Origin of the sequence: Solibacillus sp. FSL W7-1472 (assembly GCF_037969775.1) — a bacterium.
Classification (GTDB): Bacteria; Bacillota; Bacilli; order Bacillales_A; family Planococcaceae; genus Solibacillus; species Solibacillus silvestris.
Genome location: NZ_CP150208.1, coordinates 2,705,774 through 2,723,553, shown reverse-complemented (window position 1 = coordinate 2,723,553; position 17,780 = coordinate 2,705,774). Strand labels below are relative to the sequence as shown.

At 39.4% G+C, this 17,780-nt stretch carries 19 protein-coding genes and 1 riboswitch; of the genes, 18 read left to right on the top strand and 1 reads right to left on the bottom strand.

What is annotated here, in order from left to right; genetic code table 11:
• The first annotated feature begins 34 nt into the window (after positions 1-34).
• The 9 genes from MKY07_RS13570 (at position 35) to MKY07_RS13530 (ending at position 10,029) form a co-directional block, all read left to right on the top strand.
• Complete coding sequence (locus tag MKY07_RS13570; RefSeq protein ID WP_008405023.1) at positions 35-448, top strand: DUF350 domain-containing protein; 414 nt, start codon at positions 35-37, stop codon at positions 446-448.
• A 406-nt stretch (positions 449-854) separates the two neighbouring features.
• Entirely contained in the window at positions 855-2,546 is a 1,692-nt protein-coding gene (locus MKY07_RS13565) for a long-chain-fatty-acid--CoA ligase (RefSeq protein ID WP_339262664.1), read from the top strand.
• 104 nt (positions 2,547-2,650) lie between these two features.
• Complete coding sequence (locus MKY07_RS13560) at positions 2,651-3,232, top strand: TetR/AcrR family transcriptional regulator (RefSeq protein WP_008405026.1); 582 nt, start codon at positions 2,651-2,653, stop codon at positions 3,230-3,232.
• 14 nt (positions 3,233-3,246) lie between these two features.
• Positions 3,247-4,020 carry an enoyl-CoA hydratase gene (locus MKY07_RS13555; protein ID WP_339262661.1) on the top strand — a complete coding sequence of 258 codons (774 nt, stop codon included), beginning with the start codon at positions 3,247-3,249 and terminating at the stop codon, positions 4,018-4,020.
• A gap of 63 nt (positions 4,021-4,083) precedes the next feature.
• Positions 4,084-4,857 carry an electron transfer flavoprotein subunit beta/FixA family protein gene (locus MKY07_RS13550; protein WP_014823162.1) on the top strand — a complete coding sequence of 258 codons (774 nt, stop codon included), beginning with the start codon at positions 4,084-4,086 and terminating at the stop codon, positions 4,855-4,857.
• Positions 4,858-4,913: 56 nt separating this feature from the next.
• Complete coding sequence (locus tag MKY07_RS13545) at positions 4,914-5,891, top strand: electron transfer flavoprotein subunit alpha/FixB family protein (RefSeq protein ID WP_008405031.1); 978 nt, start codon at positions 4,914-4,916, stop codon at positions 5,889-5,891.
• A gap of 363 nt (positions 5,892-6,254) precedes the next feature.
• Positions 6,255-6,569, top strand: coding sequence for a thioredoxin (gene trxA, locus MKY07_RS13540; RefSeq protein WP_008405032.1), 315 nt, complete (start codon positions 6,255-6,257; stop codon positions 6,567-6,569).
• Positions 6,570-6,703: 134 nt separating this feature from the next.
• A complete protein-coding gene (gene uvrC / locus MKY07_RS13535) occupies positions 6,704-8,494 on the top strand; it encodes an excinuclease ABC subunit UvrC (RefSeq protein WP_339262658.1) in 1,791 nt (596 codons plus the stop codon).
• A 32-nt stretch (positions 8,495-8,526) separates the two neighbouring features.
• A riboswitch (Lysine riboswitch) is annotated at positions 8,527-8,705 on the top strand.
• A 91-nt stretch (positions 8,706-8,796) separates the two neighbouring features.
• Positions 8,797-10,029, top strand: coding sequence for an aspartate kinase (locus tag MKY07_RS13530; protein WP_339262657.1), 1,233 nt, complete (start codon positions 8,797-8,799; stop codon positions 10,027-10,029).
• A gap of 96 nt (positions 10,030-10,125) precedes the next feature.
• On the opposite strand, the gene MKY07_RS13525 is transcribed toward MKY07_RS13530, so the two are convergent.
• Entirely contained in the window at positions 10,126-10,542 is a 417-nt protein-coding gene (locus MKY07_RS13525) for a YslB family protein (RefSeq protein WP_008405035.1), read from the bottom strand.
• A gap of 271 nt (positions 10,543-10,813) precedes the next feature.
• Between MKY07_RS13525 and MKY07_RS13520 the strand changes: the two genes are divergently transcribed.
• The 9 genes from MKY07_RS13520 (at position 10,814) to MKY07_RS13480 (ending at position 17,741) form a co-directional block, all read left to right on the top strand.
• Positions 10,814-11,428, top strand: coding sequence for a succinate dehydrogenase cytochrome b558 subunit (locus MKY07_RS13520; protein WP_008405036.1), 615 nt, complete (start codon positions 10,814-10,816; stop codon positions 11,426-11,428).
• Between the two features lie 95 nt (positions 11,429-11,523).
• The gene (sdhA, locus tag MKY07_RS13515) at positions 11,524-13,269 is read left to right on the top strand and encodes a succinate dehydrogenase flavoprotein subunit (protein ID WP_008405037.1); all 1,746 of its coding nucleotides are present in this window, start codon (positions 11,524-11,526) and stop codon (positions 13,267-13,269) included.
• Between the two features lie 16 nt (positions 13,270-13,285).
• Positions 13,286-14,062, top strand: coding sequence for a succinate dehydrogenase iron-sulfur subunit (sdhB, locus tag MKY07_RS13510; protein WP_008405039.1), 777 nt, complete (start codon positions 13,286-13,288; stop codon positions 14,060-14,062).
• Positions 14,063-14,202: 140 nt separating this feature from the next.
• Positions 14,203-14,646, top strand: coding sequence for a thioesterase family protein (locus tag MKY07_RS13505; RefSeq protein WP_339262654.1), 444 nt, complete (start codon positions 14,203-14,205; stop codon positions 14,644-14,646).
• A gap of 69 nt (positions 14,647-14,715) precedes the next feature.
• Entirely contained in the window at positions 14,716-14,937 is a 222-nt protein-coding gene (locus MKY07_RS13500; RefSeq protein ID WP_008405041.1) for a LuxR C-terminal-related transcriptional regulator, read from the top strand.
• Positions 14,938-15,010: 73 nt separating this feature from the next.
• Positions 15,011-15,454: a MarR family transcriptional regulator gene (locus MKY07_RS13495; RefSeq protein WP_008405042.1), complete on the top strand. Its 444-nt coding sequence runs from the start codon at positions 15,011-15,013 to the stop codon at positions 15,452-15,454.
• 16 nt (positions 15,455-15,470) lie between these two features.
• On the top strand, positions 15,471-16,271 hold the full coding sequence (gene racE, locus MKY07_RS13490; protein ID WP_014823166.1) for a glutamate racemase: 801 nt from the start codon (positions 15,471-15,473) through the stop codon (positions 16,269-16,271).
• Positions 16,272-16,395: 124 nt separating this feature from the next.
• Complete coding sequence (gene rph / locus MKY07_RS13485) at positions 16,396-17,148, top strand: ribonuclease PH (RefSeq protein WP_339262652.1); 753 nt, start codon at positions 16,396-16,398, stop codon at positions 17,146-17,148.
• On the top strand, positions 17,148-17,741 hold the full coding sequence (locus MKY07_RS13480) for an XTP/dITP diphosphatase (protein WP_339262650.1): 594 nt from the start codon (positions 17,148-17,150) through the stop codon (positions 17,739-17,741). The genes rph and MKY07_RS13480 overlap by 1 nt, the downstream gene beginning before the upstream one ends.
• The last annotated feature ends 39 nt before the right edge of the window (positions 17,742-17,780 follow it).

The following is a 17,780-nucleotide window of genomic DNA, read 5'->3' as shown; positions in this document are numbered from 1 at the left end:
ATATAAAGAAACTAATTAAAGGGGGTAAAATGGATTGCTAGGATCAGACTTTTGGCACCATCCTCTCGTAGAAACAGCAGGCTATTTTAGTGTGGTAGTCCTTTGCCTATTTGTATCGATGATTTTATTTGAAGTCGTAACAAAGTATAAAAATTGGGATGAAATAAAAAGAGGAAATGTCGCGGTCGCTTTAGCTACTGGAGGAAAAATTTTAGGCGTCTGTAATATTTTCAGATATTCAATTAATCAGCATACATCTTTTATTGAAATGCTCGGTTGGGGTTTGTTTGGTTTTACCTTATTGATTTTTGCATATTTTTTATTTGAGTTTTTAACACCGAAATTTAATGTGGATGAGGAGATTGCTGCTGACAACCGTTCAGTTGGGTTTATCTCATTTACAATTTCCCTCGGTTTGTCATTTGTTATCGGAGCAAGTATTTCATAGGAGCATACACATGGAAACATTATCGAAAATCTTACTCGTCGTCTGTTTCATATTTCTGGCAGTCGGCATTTACTACATGATGACACTCTAAACATAAAAGCAAATGAACTAGCATTGAGTTAGTTCATTTGCTTTTTTTCATTAAATTTTATTTAGGAAGATTATCACCATATACAAAAAATATTCAAACTATTAAAACTTTTTTAAAAAAGTATATTTCCATACTAAACGAATAGTCCTATATGTTTTAAATTCAATATTACTATAAAACTCAAAATATTTAGCGAGAAAATATCTGCATTATCGAGAATAAAACGTGTGTATCTATGAAAATAGTTTGAAACCATTTCCAATTTTCATTATAATGATGTAAACAAGTAAAGCTTTAGTAAAGGGGAGGAGTTTTATGACAGAAAAGGTTTGGTTGGCAAGCTATCCGAAAGAAGTACCACATTCTATTGAGCTGCCGGAAATTCCTGTGCACCAGTTTTTAACACAAGCATTTGAGTCAATGCCTAATAAGGTTGCTATCCATTTTATGGGACGCGAGCTTACGTACAAAGAGCTTTATGAATCAGCGTTGAAGTTTGCGAACTACCTGCGTTCTCTAGGGGTGGAGAAGGGGGATCGTGTAGCAATCATGCTGCCGAACTGTCCGCAAGCGGTCATTGCCTATTATGGTACGATGTATGCCGGTGGGGTTGTCGTACAGACGAATCCGCTTTATACCGAGCGGGAGCTGCAATATCAGATGGCAGATTCCGGAGCAAAAGTGATTTTAGTAATGGATATTTTATACCCGAGGGCAATGAAAATTTTACATGAGACTAATATAGAAAATGTCATCGTTTCAGGAATTAAAGACTATTTGCCTTTCCCGAAAAACTTAGTGTATCCGTTCATCCAAAAGAAACAGTACGGCTTTAGTGTAAAAGTGGAACATAGCGGAACGAATCACCTGTTTACAGAAATTATGAAAATGGCCAAAATGGATAAAATCGAACAAGACTTTGATTTTGAAAATGATTTGGCACTATTGCAATACACTGGTGGTACAACAGGTTACCCGAAAGGTGTTATGCTAACACATAAAAACCTCATTGCAAATACGTTGATGTGTGATGCATGGATGTATAAATGTAAAAAAGGTGAAGAAACAATTTTAGGCATACTTCCATTCTTCCATGTATATGGTATGACAACGGTATTAATTTTATCGGTCATGCAGCAAGGCAAGATGGTATTATTACCAAAATTTGATGCTGAGCAAGCATTGAAGACAATTGATAAACAAAAACCAACGTTATTCCCCGGCGCCCCAACAATGTATATTGGTTTGTTGAATCACCCGGATTTAGCAAAATATGATTTGTCGTCAATTAAAGCATGTTTAAGCGGTTCCGCTGCATTACCTCTGGAAGTACAGGAAAAGTTTGAAGAATTGACAGGCGGTCGTTTAGTAGAAGGATACGGCTTAACAGAAACTTCTCCAGTTACACATGCCAATCCGATTTGGGATCATCGTATCAACGGTTCAATCGGTTTACCATGGCCGAATACAGAAGCGGTTATTTTACGTTCAGGTGAATCGGAAGTATTGCCTGTCGGTGAAATCGGCGAAATAGCGGTAAAAGGACCACAAGTTATGAAGGGTTACTGGAATCGTCCTGAAGAAACAGCAATGACATTTGCAGATGGCTGGTTTTTAACGGGTGATTTAGGTTATATGGACGAAAAGGGTTATTTCTATGTTGTTGATCGAAAAAAAGATATGATAATTGCAGGCGGATTTAATATTTACCCGCGTGAAGTAGAAGAAGTGCTGTATGAGCATGAAGCGGTTCAAGAGTGTATAGTAGCCGGTATACCGGATCCGTATCGTGGAGAAACTGTAAAGGCATACATTGTTCTTAAAGAGGGTAAATCTGTAACAGACAAAGAACTGAATGAGTATTGCCGTAAAAACTTAGCAGCTTATAAAGTGCCGCGTTTCTATGAATTCCGTCAAGAGCTGCCGAAAACAGCAGTAGGAAAAATTTTACGACGTACACTTATTGAAGAAGAGAAACAGAAAATGGCACAACAAGAAGCAAATTAATTAATTGTTTAGCAAACTATTGACAGAATGCAGAACAAATTATAATATGAAAACATGAATGAATGGTCATTCATGTTTTCATATTTTTTTTGGTGGTGATCTGCTTGAAACGAAACAAACCCAAATATATGCAAATAGTAGACGCAGCAGTCATTGCTATCGCTGAAAACGGCTATCATCAAGCCCAAGTTTCAAAAATAGCCAAACAAGCTGGGGTTGCTGATGGTACAATCTATTTATATTTCAAAAACAAAGAAGATATTTTAATTTCTGTATTCCAGGAAAAAATGGGTATTTTCGTAGAGAATTTACAGGCTATAATAAAAAGTGGGGAAACTGCTTCCGATAAGTTATGTAAAATGATTGAAAATCATTTCCGTGTTCTATCAAGTGATCGCTACTTGGCAACTGTAACTCAACTTGAGCTACGGCAATCGAATAAAGAAATTAGACTGAAAATTAATTCTATTCTAAAAGAATACTTAATTTTACTAGATCAAATTTTAATCGAAGGTATGCTAAATGGTGAATTCAACCAGACGATGGATGTTCGTATTGCGAGACAAATGGTGTTTGGCACAATTGACGAAATTACGACAACTTGGGTAATGAATGAAAATCGATATGATTTATTAGAGCAAGCTCCGAAAGTGAAGCAATTACTGCTAAACGCACTAAAAGCATAAAGGGGATGTAGAGGATGGAGTTTCTAAGTTGGAAAGTAGAAGAAGGGGTCGCAATTGCAACAATTTCAAGACCACCAGCAAATGCACTTTCACAAGGCTTGATCCATGATGTGAATGCACTTTTAGACGCTGTCGAAGAAGATGAAAATGTACGTGTCATCGTCTTGCATGGCGAAGGACGTTTCTTTTCTGCAGGTGCAGATATTAAAGAATTTACGAGCGTACAGTCAGGCGAAGCATTTACAGGATTGGCGAAAAATGGACAAGATGTTTTCGAACGTATTGAAACATTCAGTAAACCGGTTATTGCCGCAATCCACGGTGCAGCATTAGGAGGCGGCTTGGAACTTGCGATGGGATGCCATATGCGCTTTGTAACCGCATCGGCAAAATTAGGCTTACCTGAGCTATCATTAGGCTTAATACCAGGATTTGCAGGAACACAGCGATTACCACGATATGTTGGTGTAGCCAAAGCTGCGGAAATGATGTTTACAAGCGACCCGATTACAGGGGCTGAGGCTGTAGAATGGGGATTAGCAAACCGTGCTTTTCCCGACGAAGAGCTGTTGCCGGAAACATTGAAAATCGCTAGAAAAATTGCGAAGAAATCACCAATTGCTCTTAAAGCAGCAATCCAAATGCTGAATTACTCGAAACCATCATCTTATTACGATGGAGTAAATGCTGAAGCAAACAGTTTCGGTGAGGTATTTGTTTCTGAAGATGCTAAAGAAGGAATCCAAGCATTTATTGAAAAACGTGAGCCAGTATTTACTGGCAAATAAAAAAATGTATTCTTCCCTGTTTTTTCGGGATTAAAATTAAAAAGCTTTTAGGAGGTCTAGATTATGAATATTTTTGTATTAGTAAAACGTACTTTTGACACAGAAGAAAAAATCGTCGTATCCGGCGGTAAAATTCAAGAAGATGGTGCAGAATTCATCATCAACCCATACGATGAGTACGCAATTGAAGAAGCAATTCAAAAGCGCGACGCATTAGGCGGTAAAGTAACAGTTGTGACAATCGGTGGCGAAGATGCAGAAAAGCAGTTACGTACAGCTTTAGCAATGGGTGCCGATGAAGCGGTATTAATTAATACAGAAGATGATTTAGATGAGCTTGACCAATATTCTTCAGCTTATATTTTAGCGGAATATTTAAAAGACAAAGAAGCAGATTTAATTTTAGCAGGAAATGTAGCAATCGATGGTGGTTCAGGACAAGTTGGCCCGCGCTTAGCAGACCTGCTGGGCATTAACTACGTAACAACAATTACTTCATTGGAAATCGACGGTACGAGCGTTAAGATTGTTCGTGATATCGAAGGGGACGCTGAAGTATTAGAAACATCATTACCATTATTAGTAACAGCTCAACAAGGTTTAAACGAGCCACGTTACCCATCTTTACCAGGTATTATGAAAGCGAAGAAAAAACCGCTTGCAGAACTTGAATTGGATGATTTGGATATCGATGAAGACGATGTTGAAGTAAAAGTAGAAACAGTTGAAATTTACTTACCGCCACAAAAAGCGGCTGGTCGTGTATTAGAAGGCGATCTTTCTGCACAGGTAAAAGAATTAGTAAACTTACTTCATAACGAAGCAAAAGTAGTCTAATAGAAGTCAACTAGAGTACGAAAATTTTTACGAAGATGGTAATGGAGGGATATTCTATGTCAAAGAAAGTTTTAGTGTTAGGTGAAGTTCGCGAAGGGAGCTTACGTAACGTTTCATTCGAAGCAATTGCAGCAGGTTTACAAATCGCTGACGGCGGTGAAGTAGTAGGTTTATTAGTAGGGGATGCAGTAGCTGATTTTACGCAGGAATTAATCGCATATGGAGCGAGCCGCGTTATTACAGTTGAACATCCACACTTAAAAAACTATACATCTGACGGCTACAGCCAAGCAATTTTAGCAGTAGTAGAACAAGAAAATCCAGAAGCAATCGTTTTCGGTCATACTTCTTTAGGTAAAGACTTATCGCCAAAAATTGCTTCACGCCTACAATCTGGCTTAATTTCAGATGTTACGGAAATCCAAGGAGCTGGTGATGATACAGTATTCGTCCGCCCAATCTATTCTGGTAAAGCATTTGAAAAAGTAAAAATCAAAGATGGAATTATTTTTGCGACAATCCGTCCAAACAATATTCCGCCATTAGTAAAAGACGATTCTCGTACTGGTGAAGTATCATCAGTTTCAGTGGATATTACAAATTTACGTACAATCATCAAAGAAGTTGTGCGCAAATCAACTGAAGGTGTAGACCTTTCAGAAGCGAAAGTAGTAGTTGCAGGTGGTCGTGGTGTTAAATCCGGAGAAGGTTTTGAGCCATTAAAAGAGCTTGCTAATTTACTAGGCGGAGCAGTTGGCGCATCTCGTGGTGCATGTGACGCAGAATATTGCGATTACTCATTACAAATCGGCCAAACTGGAAAAGTTGTAACACCTGATCTTTACATCGCTGCAGGTATTTCTGGTGCGATTCAGCATTTAGCTGGTATGTCAAACTCTAAAGTAATCGTTGCGATCAACAAAGATCCAGAAGCAAATATCTTTAAAGTAGCGGACTACGGTATTGTTGGTGACTTATTCGAAGTAGTGCCAATGTTAATCGAAGAGTTTAAAGCGCTTAAAGTAAATGCATAATATTTGATTGAGGCTTCCTTCTTTTGAAGGGAGCTTTTTTTGAAGGAGTTAATGTATATGGTGCGGCAAATGGTGCTAACAACTGTATCAGAAATTCCAATATAATTTAAAAGTTCTTATGTGTAGTTAATAAAATACAAGTTTTTTAAATATAAGAACCCAAGTTTCAATAAAGAATTAACATGTTCAAACTAAGGGTATATGTCTTCAAATAACTAATAAAAAATGCTAATAAAAATTTATTAAGCATCAGAAAACAACAGTTAAAATCCGGTGCCTTTATATTCCCAAGCATTTTACTACTGTTTAATTGGGAAAACATGCTATACTACAACCATATGTTATTTAAGGAGGCTATTTAATATGGCAATTGTACACGCGACAGATCAAACATTTCCACAAGAAATTTCAAACGGCACAGTTTTAGTAGACTTTTGGGCTACTTGGTGCGGACCATGTAAAATGATCGCTCCAGTTCTTGAAGAATTAGATACAGAAATCGGTAACGATGTTAAAATCGTAAAAGTGGACGTAGATAACAACCAAGGTACTGCTGCTGATTACCAAATCATGTCAATCCCATCATTATTATTATTCGTAGATGGTGAATTAAAAGCAAAAACTGCTGGTTTCATGCCAAAAGAAGCGTTAATCGATTTCATTAACGACAACAAATAATTAAACCATTGGCCATTCAAACGCCAAGGCGCAATTGATATGTCAAAAAGCCGTATGCCGTATAAGGTGTACGGCTTTTTTCTAATACTCCAATCAGTTAAAATAAAGAAAGGACATATTAAACAGGTGAGAAGATGAATGCAATCATTAAAGCAAAACTAGAAATATTACCGAACGAATCAGGTTGCTATATTATGAAAGACCGTCAAGGCACAATTATATACGTCGGTAAGGCCAAAATATTGAAAAATCGAGTGCGTTCTTACTTTACGGGAAGCCATGACGGCAAAACAGCGAGACTAGTAAGTGAGATTGAAGACTTCGAGTATATTGTGACTTCAAGCGATTTGGAAGCCCTTATTCTGGAACTGAATCTAATTAAGCTGCATGACCCGAAATATAATGTGAAATTAACGGATGATAAAACGTATCCCTATATAAAAATTACGAACGAACGATACCCGCGTATTATTACGACAAGAAAAGTGAAGAAGGATAAAGCAAAATATTTCGGACCGTATCCGAATGCCTATGCAGCAAACGAAACGCGAAAATTACTGGACCGTTTGTATCCGCTTCGTAAATGTACACATCTGCCTAATCAAGTATGCTTGTACTATCATTTAGGGCAATGTTTGGCACCGTGTGTAAAGGATATTGAAAAACAAGTGTATGACGAAATGATCGATGAGATTTCAAAGTTTTTAAACGGAGGAGTCGAAGAAATAAAGCAAGATCTTCAGCAAAAAATGATCGATGCTGCCGAAAATCTTGAGTTTGAGCGTGCGAAGGAATTCCGTGATTTGATCGCCCATATCGATCAAATTATGGAAAAGCAAAAAATTGTAACAGATGATTTGAGCAACCGAGATGTATTTGGCTATGCAGTGGAAAAAGGCTGGATGTGTGTCCAGGTATTTTTTGTGCGTCAAGGCAAACTCATTGAGCGCGATGTATCGATTTTCCCGATTTATAATGAGCCGGAAGAGGAATTTTTAACATTTGTCGGCCGTTTTTACGAACAGCCGCATCATTTATTACCAAAAGAAATCTTTGTTCCGAAATCGATTGACGTAACGATTTTACAAAAGCTGTTGGATGTTAAAGTAGTGACACCGAAGCGCGGTTCAAAAAAAGAGCTTGTTGATCTAGCGATGAAAAATGCAGAAATCGCCATTCACGAGAAGTTCCAGTTAATTGAACGTCAAGAGGAACGGACAGTAGGGGCTTGTGAAGCACTTGCCGAAGCGATGCAAATTCCATTGCCGTTAAGAATTGAAGCATTTGATAATAGTCATATGCATGGAGCTGATCCGGTTTCAGCAATGGTTGTTTTTATAGACGGGAAGCCTGCGAAAAAGGAATACCGGAAATATAAAACAAGAGAAGCGGCTAAACATGATGACTATGGTGCGATGCAGGAAGTTATTCGACGCCGCTATACACGTGTATTGCGGGAAAATCTGCCATTGCCTGATCTCATTCTCATAGACGGAGGAAAAGGGCAAATGGAAGTTGCACGAGAAGTAATTGAAGACGAACTGGGGTTAGTCATTCCAATAGCGGGGCTGGCAAAAGACGAAAAGCACAATACGTCCCAGCTTTTATTTGGTACGCCGCCGGAAGTTGTTCCGTTAAAGCGTACGAGTGACGGTTTTTATTTATTGCAGCGCATTCAAGATGAGGTACACAGATTTGCGATCACATTTTTACGTCAGCAGCATCAGACAAATGCGATTACTTCGGTTCTTGATGGAATTGAAGGAGTAGGTCCGAAGCGAAAGCAGCAACTTATGAAACATTTTGGGTCCGTAAAAAAAATTCGCGAGGCAAGCGAGCTGCAACTGCAGGAGTCCGGTGTTCCGGCAAAATTGGCGGAAGTTATTTATCGCCATTTTCATGAAGCACCATTGAATAAAGAATAGTGTTATGCTAATATTTAAGACAATTCAATATTTACTAAGATAGAGGTGCAGTATTCAATAGTACATTGCTTGAGGAGGAACAATTCCATTGACAGCAATCGAAAGGGGGTCCTGCCGAAGTGAAGTGCGTATTGTTCGCGTAGTTTGCTGGTTTTGCATTTAAGAGATGTAAAACTGTCAGAGCTTTTTGTTCTGGAGGGCTATCCTGAAAAACTTATAACTATTTATTTGTATTGACGGCGGCTTTCCATGAACATGGAAAGCCGTTTTTTGTTTTCGGTTTTATTCAAGGAGGGGAAAAAATGGAGACAGTTGTAGTAAAGTTTGGTGGTCCGGCACTGACTACGCCGGAAAAAATAGTACAGGTAGCTAAAAAAGTGATAAAAGAGCAAGGACGTGGCATAAACTTAGTCGTTGTCGTTTCTTCAATGCCCGCTTTACGACGAGAATTCCGACAATATGCTGCCGAAATTACCGATGAGCCGTCGAAACGGGAAATGGATGCGCTTGTCGCATCTGCAACACAAATGACAAGTGCAATGCTGGCGATGGCAATTCAGGAGCATGGTGGTAAAGCGGTGTCGCTTGCTGGCTGGCAAACAGGCATTCAAACAAATCAAAAACATGGCAATGCACGGATTGATCATGTAGATAGTAAACGGATTGAGGAATATTTAGCATTAGGAGAAATCGTCGTAGTAGCTGGTTTTCAAGGAGTTACGGGGACAGAGAATATTTCAACATTCGGCAAAGGGGGTTCTGAAACTTCAGCGGTTGCATTGGCGGTTGCTCTTGAAGCAGAGCGTGTCGAGATTTTTTCATCGGTTGAAGGGATTTTCACGGCAGACCCAGAAATTGTTAAAGAATCCAGGAAACTTCCGGAAGTTTCTTATGATGAGATGTTGGAATTTGCAAATTTAGGAGCTAAAATTTTGCACCCACGTGCGGTTGAACTTGCCAAGAAATATAATATACCGCTCATTGTACGCTCTTTCGTACAAGACGTGGAAGGCACTTTTATTAAAGGGGATGTAGACATGGAGAAAAACTTACTTGTACGCGGGGTAGCCTACGAATCGGATATAATTCGTTTGACGATAGGCTATGATTCTTATGAAACCGCGTCATTGGCAGAAGTGTTTAGTGTTTTAGCAGAAAATGATATCAATGTGGATATTATTGTGCAAGCAGTCATTGATGGCGTGAAGCCGACCATTTCCTTTACAATTTCGAAAGATGAGTTTGCGGAAGCTTTACGGGTATTGGAAACTAGTAAACTGTCGCTTGGCTTTAGTTTTGCGGATTTTGAAGTAGGTTTAGCGAAAGTATCTATTATCGGTTCTGCCATGGCATCCAATCCGGGGGTGGCCGCACGCATGTTTGCACGGTTGGGTCGCGAACATATTCCTGTAAAAATGGTCAGTACTTCAGAAATTAAAGTGTCTGTCGTTATCCCACAGGATGAGATGGTTCGTGCTGCGAATGTGTTGCATGAGGAGTTCAATTTGGCGATGAAAGAAGTAACCGCTTCTTAAAGTAATAGCTGGAAATGAGCTGTAATGGCTTATTTCCAGCTTTTTTATTGAGTAAATTTGCTGCTTCAGCAATTATTGATTATGATAAGGTGAAGGCTAAATCTTCTCTTTTAAATCCCATTTTAACGTAAATTTTACGACATGTTTGTCATTATCTTTTTCTTCATAGCATTCCGTCAAATAGCCAAGCTGCTTTTGTTTTTGTTCTGCTAAAAAGCCAGCTTCAAGACGGAAGCAACGTTGTACAATATTGAGTGGCAGTTCTTCTGTCGTCAAAAGTATGTAATGAAGTTCATCCTTCGTTTCTTTTTCCAGAACTAACTGGCCCCATCCAGCTTCCATAAAAAATGAAGGCAGTTCATCCATAGAAAACAATGGGAACTTTCTTGCAATTTCTTTACCTGCCCAATATAAAACATCTTCTTCATGCTTACCTAAAATAGAAGGAAGAAGATGGTCACGAATGATTTCGTACCCAAAAGTTGGAATCGTTTTCATTTTGTACCCTTCCATATAAAAAACCTCTTTCATAAATTTTCTTATAATTTTCATTCTTTCATGAAAAAATGAGTTATAAGCAGAAAAAACAGTTCTCAAAACAGCGTAAAACCGTCTTTAAAATGATTATAAAATATCCCGCGTTGCCTTGACGCTAGTATCTGTTGAGAGTACAATGGACATGTCATAATATTGTACCATGATGAAATGCGCAGTCAACATCACAACTTTTACAAATTTGAGACGTTGCGCATGTGTATTTCAAGTACTAAGGGGGGTAACAGTTTTGTCGAAAGATCGTGAATTTTTATGGCGCCGCTTACACTCGTTATTAGGTGTAGTTCCTGTCGGGTTGTTCTTGGTGTTCCACTTATTTCTGAACTTCACTGCAGTTGGCGGTGAAGAAACTTACAATAACGCAACAGGTGTTATGGAATTACTTCCACACTCGTTGTTGTTAGCGATGGAATGGATCATTATCTATATTCCATTAATGTTCCACGGATTCTATGGAGTGTATATTGCATTTACTGCAACTTACAATACTGGACGCTTCAGCACATTCCGTAACTGGATGTTTGCATTGCAACGTTTCACAGGTATTTTCCTTGTAATCTTCATTGCGTGGCATATTTTCCAAACACGTATCCAAAAAGCATTCGGTGCTGAAGTTGAATTTAATATGATGGTTGAAATCGTTGACAATCCATTAATGTTAGTATTCTACATCTTAGGTATCGTTTCAGCAGCATTCCACTTAGCGAACGGTTTATGGTCGTTCTTAGTAAGCTGGGGTATTACGCAATCAAACAAATCTCAACGAATCGCAACTTATGTTACGTTGTTAATTTTCGTAGTATTAGCAATCGTTGGTGTTGCAGCTATCTTAGCATTCGTCTAATCACTTAACTTGTTCACTACTACATAGTTAAGATCCTAGATGGAATGAAATATGAGTAAAAGTTTTTAGCAATTAATGAGGAGTGAGAAATAATCATGGCAAAAAGTAAAGTTATCGTCGTTGGTGGCGGTCTTGCTGGCTTAATGGCTACGATTAAAGCAGCTGAAGTTGGTACTGAAGTTGAATTATTCTCGTTGGTTCCAGTTAAACGTTCACACTCTGTATGTGCACAAGGCGGAATTAACGGAGCAGTTAATACAAAAGGTGAAGGGGATTCTCCATGGATCCACCTTGATGATACAGTTTATGGTGGCGACTTCTTAGCGAACCAACCACCAGTTAAAGGTATGTGTGATGCAGCACCTGGTATTATCCACTTAATGGACCGTATGGGTGTAATGTTCAACCGTACTCCAGAAGGTTTACTTGACTTCCGTCGTTTCGGCGGTACGTTAATGCACCGTACAGCATTCTCTGGTGCGACAACTGGTCAACAATTATTATATGCCCTAGACGAGCAAGTTCGTGCACACGAAGTAGCTGGTTTAGTTACGAAATATGAGCACTGGGAATTCCTTGGTGCGGTGCTTGATGACGAAGGCGTTTGCCGCGGTATCGTAGCACAAGATTTACGTTCTGAAGAAATTCGCTCATTCCGTTCTGATGCTGTAATTATGGCAACAGGTGGTCCTGGTATTATCTTCGGTAAAACAACAAACTCAGTAATCAACACTGGTTCTGCAGCATCGATTGTTTACCAACAAGGTGCAACATATTCAAACGGTGAAATGATTCAAATTCACCCAACAGCGATTCCTGGAGACGACAAAAACCGTCTAATGTCTGAATCTGCTCGTGGTGAAGGTGGACGTATTTGGACGTATAAAGACGGTAAGCCTTGGTACTTCTTAGAAGAGAAATATCCTGCTTACGGTAACTTAGTACCACGTGATATCGCAACACGTGAGATTTTTGACGTGTGCGTAAATCAAAAGTTGGGTATTAATGGCGAAAACATGGTATACTTAGACTTATCCCATAAAGATCCTCATGAATTAGATATTAAATTAGGTGGTATTATCGAAATCTACGAGAAATTCGTAGGTGATGACCCACGTAAATTACCGATGAAAATCTTCCCAGCGGTACACTATTCAATGGGTGGATTATGGGTTGACTATGACCAAATGACTGAAATCCCTGGTTTATTCGCTGCAGGTGAATGTGACTACTCACAACACGGTGCAAACCGTTTAGGTGCGAACTCATTATTATCAGCGATTTACGGTGGTATGGTTGCTGGTCCAAATGCTGTTAAGTACATTAAAGGACTTAAAAAGCATGCAGAAGATTTACCTGAAGAAATCTACACGCGTCGCGTACAGGAAGAAACAGAAAAATGGGAAGCTATCCTTAATATGGATGGTACAGAAAACGCTTACTTGCTACACAAAGAGCTTGGTGAGTGGATGACTGACAACATGACTGTTGTACGTGTAAACGCAAAATTAGAAGAAACTTATGCGAAATTAACTGAACTTCAAGAGCGTTGGGAAAACATCAACATTAACGACACACAAAAATGGTCGAATCAAGGTGCTCACTTCACTCGTCAGTTAAAGAACATGCTATATTTAGCTAAAGTTATGACTAAGGGTGCATTATTACGTAACGAATCTCGTGGGGCTCACTTCAAGCCTGAATTCCCAGAACGTGATGATGAAAACTTCTTAAAAACAACTATGGCGAAGTTCGATCCGGCAACGGGCGAACCAATTATTACTTATGCCGAAGTAGACGTTTCGTTAATTCCACCACGTAAACGCGACTACTCAGCGTAGAAGGGGGAACTAAACAGTGGAAACAGTAAATACTGGTAGAACAGTTAAGTTAGAAATCGTTCGTCAAGACAATGAGAATGGTGCTACACGCGTTGAAAAGTTCGAAGTTCCTTACCGTCCTGGTATGAACGTTATCTCTGCTCTAATGCATATTCAAAAATATCCTGTTACTGCTGATGGTCAAAAAACGACTCCAGTATCATGGGATATGAACTGTCTGGAAGAAGTTTGTGGTGCATGTTCAATGGTAATCAATGGACGTCCGCAACAATCTTGTTCAGCATTAGTAGACAAGTTAACTCAACCAATTCGTTTAGAGCCAATGAAAACTTTCCCGGTTATCCGTGACTTACAAGTAGACCGTGAGCGCATGTTTAACGCACTTAAGAAAGTTAAAGCATGGGTACCAATCGATGGTACTTATGATTTAGGCGAAGGTCCTCGTATGCCAGAGCGCAAACGTCAATGGGCTTATGAATTATCAAAATGTATGACTTGTGGTGTATGTATGGAAGCATGTCCAAACGTGTCTGAATCAGCATCATTCATCGGTCCATTTGCTTTATCACAAGTACGTTTATTCAACACACACCCAACTGGTGCAATGAATAAAGACGAGCGTTTAAATGCAATTATGGGCGACGGTGGTCTTGCAAACTGTGGTAACTCTCAAAACTGTGTAGCTGCTTGTCCAAAAGGTATTCCTTTAACAACATCTATTGCTGCACTTAACCGTGAAACAACAGTTCAAATGTTCAAAAACTTCTTCGGTTCTGACCACATGGTTGACTAATCGAATGAATATAATTGACCCTCACTTCGGTGAGGGTCTTTTTGTTTTGATCGCTTTTTGCTTCTGACAAATTATGCTATAATGAATGGGTATTCATTATCAGGGGATGATGATCTAATCAGACAAAGGGGGAATTTTTTATGCGAGCTACATATATTCAGGATGCAGCAGAGTGGATGGCAGGGTTTTCATTTTCTACAAAGGTAAAGGTACGATTTTCAGAAACAGATATGTACGGGCATGTAAACAATACAAAAGTATTTGCCTATTTCGAGTATGCACGTATCGAATATTTTAAAGCATTAGGATATAATTTTACTGCTGGATCGGAAACAGGAAATATGCTCGTTGTGGCAGACATTCAGTGCGATTATTTGAAAGAAGTGTTCTTTGATGAAGAACTTACAATTTTTGTTAAAACGGCATCAATCGGCACGTCTTCAATTGATTTGCATTATTTGGTGAAAAATGAAAAAGATGAAGTATGCTATACGGGGCGCGGAACGCTTGTACAATTGAGCAGTGACACGGGGAAAGGTGTCCCTCTACTGGATGAGCAAAAAAAATTATTGCTTGGGAAATAGTTAAATGCCCTCACCTGCTTTGTATTTTCGACATAATGTACAAAGAAGAGGATAGGAGGGTGTTGCAAAATGAATCGTCCGCAGCATCGTTCGCTGTTAACAAAAAGAGAACGCGAGATTTTTGAGCTATTAATAAAGGACTATTCAACACGGGAAATATCAACGAAGCTAGGCATTAGTGAAAAAACCGTTCGTAATCATATTTCCAATACGATTCAAAAGCTGGGTGTATCAAGTCGTACGCAAGCGATTCTTGAGCTTTTGAGACTTCAGGAATTGTCAATTTACTGATTCGATGCTTGCTATTTTATAAAAAAAACTTCAAAATAGAACTATGAAACGCATCGAGGAGTGAATGGAGTAGATGAAAGATCACAGCACACATAGCTCTGAATCTGTAGCAATCCTGGAAAAAGAACTGAGATATATTTCACACTTAATCAAACAAAAAGGTCGAGAAATTTTAAGTAATTATACGATTACGCCTCCGCAATTTATTGCATTGCAATGGTTGCATGAATCAGGAGATATGACGATCGGTGACTTGTCGACGAAAATGTATTTAGCATTTTCGACAACCACAGATTTAGTGGACCGGATGGAGAAAAATGAATTGGTACAGCGTGTACGTGACGAAAATGATCGACGTGTTGTACGGATTCATCTTTTACCTGAAGGCGAAAGAATTATCGAAGAAGTAATTTTTAAGCGTCAAAATTATTTGCGGGATATTACACAGGAATTTAACGCAGAAGAGTTTGAACAATTATCAAGAACATTACAAAAACTACATTTATTAATGAAATAGGATAGAGGCGGTACAAGTGAATGCCCCAATTGGTGTTATCGATTCCGGAGTTGGCGGATTAACAGTGGCAAAAGCGATTATGGAGCTTTTGCCGAATGAAACAATATATTATATAGGTGATACGGCGCGATGTCCTTACGGGCCACGCACAAAGCAAGAAGTCCGCAATTTTACATGGGAGATGGCAAAAGCGCTCGAAAAGATGAATGTGAAGATGCTTGTCATTGCATGTAATACTGCGACTGCCGTTGCATTGGAAAGTCTGCAAAAACATATGCCATTTCCGGTTTTAGGAGTTATTAATGCAGGGGCACGAGCGGCCATAAAAAAGACAAAGCGCAATGAAGTTGTCGTATTAGCGACAGAAGGCACGATCAAAAGTGGCGCATATGAAGAAGCGGTGAAATCATTGTCGACAAAAGCGAAAATAATTCCACTTGCCTGTCCTACATTTGTGCCACTCGTTGAAAGTGGCGAATACGAAGGCCAATTTTCGTATGATCTCGTTGCGAAAGGGTTAAAGCCGCTTGAAGATGAGCGATTTGATACAGTCATTTTAGGCTGTACACATTATCCTATTTTACAAAAGCAAATTGAGGCAGCAGTAGGCTCACAAGTTCATGTCCTGTCATCTGCCGAAGAAACGGCAAAAGATGTCGAAGCGATTTTAAGCTATACAGGACAATTACGAACAGATGAAGAACCGCCTAAGCATATTCTGCATGCATCTGGTTCCGTGCCGATTTTCCGTTCCATAGCAGAACGTTGGCTGGAAAAAGGTGAATTGGATATACGTAAAATTACATTCGAAAAATAGTTGTTAGCTCAGATTAGGCATTTTGTCTAATTTGAGCTTTTTCCTTCTATGTCTTGCTTTTCTGCTTTAGACACTCCTTAAATTGTGATAAGATAAGTGCGCGAACAAATTGAGGAGGTCACGAATGACTAGACATGACTTACGAGCTGTGAATGAATTACGTCCAGTTCAAATTGATAATAATTATTTAATGCATCCGGAAGGCTCGGTATTAATAACCGTTGGAAATACAAAGGTGATTTGTACTGCAACGATTGAAGAAAAAGTACCTGGTTTTTTACGTGGACAAGGTAAAGGTTGGATTACGGCTGAATATTCCATGCTACCACGCGCTACAGAGCAACGCACACGTCGTGAAAGCTCTGCAGGGAAGGTAAGTGGCCGCACGATGGAAATTCAACGCTTAATCGGCCGTGCATTACGTGCTGTCGTTGATTTAGAAGCTCTTGGCGAAAAAACGGTATGGATTGACTGTGACGTGATTCAGGCAGATGGTGGAACGCGTACGGCATCGATTACAGGTGCATTTGTAGCGATGACACAGGCAATTGCGAAATTAGGCGTTGACAAGCCATTCGTGAAATTTCCAGTAACAGATTATTTAGCTGCAACTAGTGTCGGAAAACTAGAAAATTTTGGCGCAGTTTTGGATTTAAACTATGTAGAAGATTCAGCTGCACAAGTCGATATGAACGTTATTATGACAGGTGCCGGCGAATTTGTGGAGTTACAAGGAACAGGCGAAGAAGCGACATTCAGCCGCTCAGAACTAAATGAATTGCTCGATTTAGGAGAAGCCGGGATTGCGCAGCTAATCGAGATGCAGAAAACAGCACTAGGTGACACCGCAAACTTGATTGGAAAGGTGGAAGCATAATGAAACAAGTAGTAATCGCAACAAAGAACAAAGGAAAAGCGAAAGACTTTGAAGCACTATTCGGACCATTCGGCTATGAAGTTGTCACAATGTTTGAGGTTGCTCCAGATGTGGAAATTGAAGAGACAGGTACGACTTTTGAAGAAAACGCAATTTTAAAAGCGGAAACATTAGCGAAGATGCTCGGTCAAATCGTAATTGCTGACGACAGCGGTTTAGCGATCGATGCATTAAATGGTGAGCCTGGAGTGTATTCAGCACGATATGCCGGTGATCATGACGATGAAGCGAATATGGTGAAAGTGCTGGAAAACATGAAGGATGTTCCGGAAGACCAGCGTACAGCCCGTTTCTGCTGTGCATTGGCGATTGCAGGTCCGAATATGGAAACGAAAACGGTATTTGGCACATGTGAAGGCATGATAGCATCTGAAAAGAAGGGAACAAACGGATTCGGTTATGACCCGATTTTTTATGTACCTGCATTGGAAAAGCATATGGCTGAGCTGTCTGCCGAAGAAAAAGGGGCCATTTCACACCGAGGCAATGCCATTCGTAAACTGGCATTGCAGTTAGCGGAATTTCTGAAATAACAATTCCGGCAATTGTTGGAAATTGTAAAAATTTGTTTA

Coding starts and splice junctions, on each gene's coding strand:
- MKY07_RS13565 (WP_339262664.1), top strand. CDS start 855: ATGACAGAAAAGGTTTGGTTGGCAAGCTATCCGAAAGAAGTACCACAT.
- MKY07_RS13555 (WP_339262661.1), top strand. CDS start 3,247: ATGGAGTTTCTAAGTTGGAAAGTAGAAGAAGGGGTCGCAATTGCAACA.
- MKY07_RS13550 (WP_014823162.1), top strand. CDS start 4,084: ATGAATATTTTTGTATTAGTAAAACGTACTTTTGACACAGAAGAAAAA.
- MKY07_RS13545 (WP_008405031.1), top strand. CDS start 4,914: ATGTCAAAGAAAGTTTTAGTGTTAGGTGAAGTTCGCGAAGGGAGCTTA.
- trxA (WP_008405032.1), top strand. CDS start 6,255: ATGGCAATTGTACACGCGACAGATCAAACATTTCCACAAGAAATTTCA.
- uvrC (WP_339262658.1), top strand. CDS start 6,704: ATGAATGCAATCATTAAAGCAAAACTAGAAATATTACCGAACGAATCA.
- MKY07_RS13530 (WP_339262657.1), top strand. CDS start 8,797: ATGGAGACAGTTGTAGTAAAGTTTGGTGGTCCGGCACTGACTACGCCG.
- MKY07_RS13525 (WP_008405035.1), bottom strand. CDS start 10,542: ATGGAAGGGTACAAAATGAAAACGATTCCAACTTTTGGGTACGAAATC.
- sdhA (WP_008405037.1), top strand. CDS start 11,524: ATGGCAAAAAGTAAAGTTATCGTCGTTGGTGGCGGTCTTGCTGGCTTA.
- MKY07_RS13505 (WP_339262654.1), top strand. CDS start 14,203: ATGCGAGCTACATATATTCAGGATGCAGCAGAGTGGATGGCAGGGTTT.
- MKY07_RS13500 (WP_008405041.1), top strand. CDS start 14,716: ATGAATCGTCCGCAGCATCGTTCGCTGTTAACAAAAAGAGAACGCGAG.
- MKY07_RS13495 (WP_008405042.1), top strand. CDS start 15,011: ATGAAAGATCACAGCACACATAGCTCTGAATCTGTAGCAATCCTGGAA.
- rph (WP_339262652.1), top strand. CDS start 16,396: ATGACTAGACATGACTTACGAGCTGTGAATGAATTACGTCCAGTTCAA.
- MKY07_RS13480 (WP_339262650.1), top strand. CDS start 17,148: ATGAAACAAGTAGTAATCGCAACAAAGAACAAAGGAAAAGCGAAAGAC.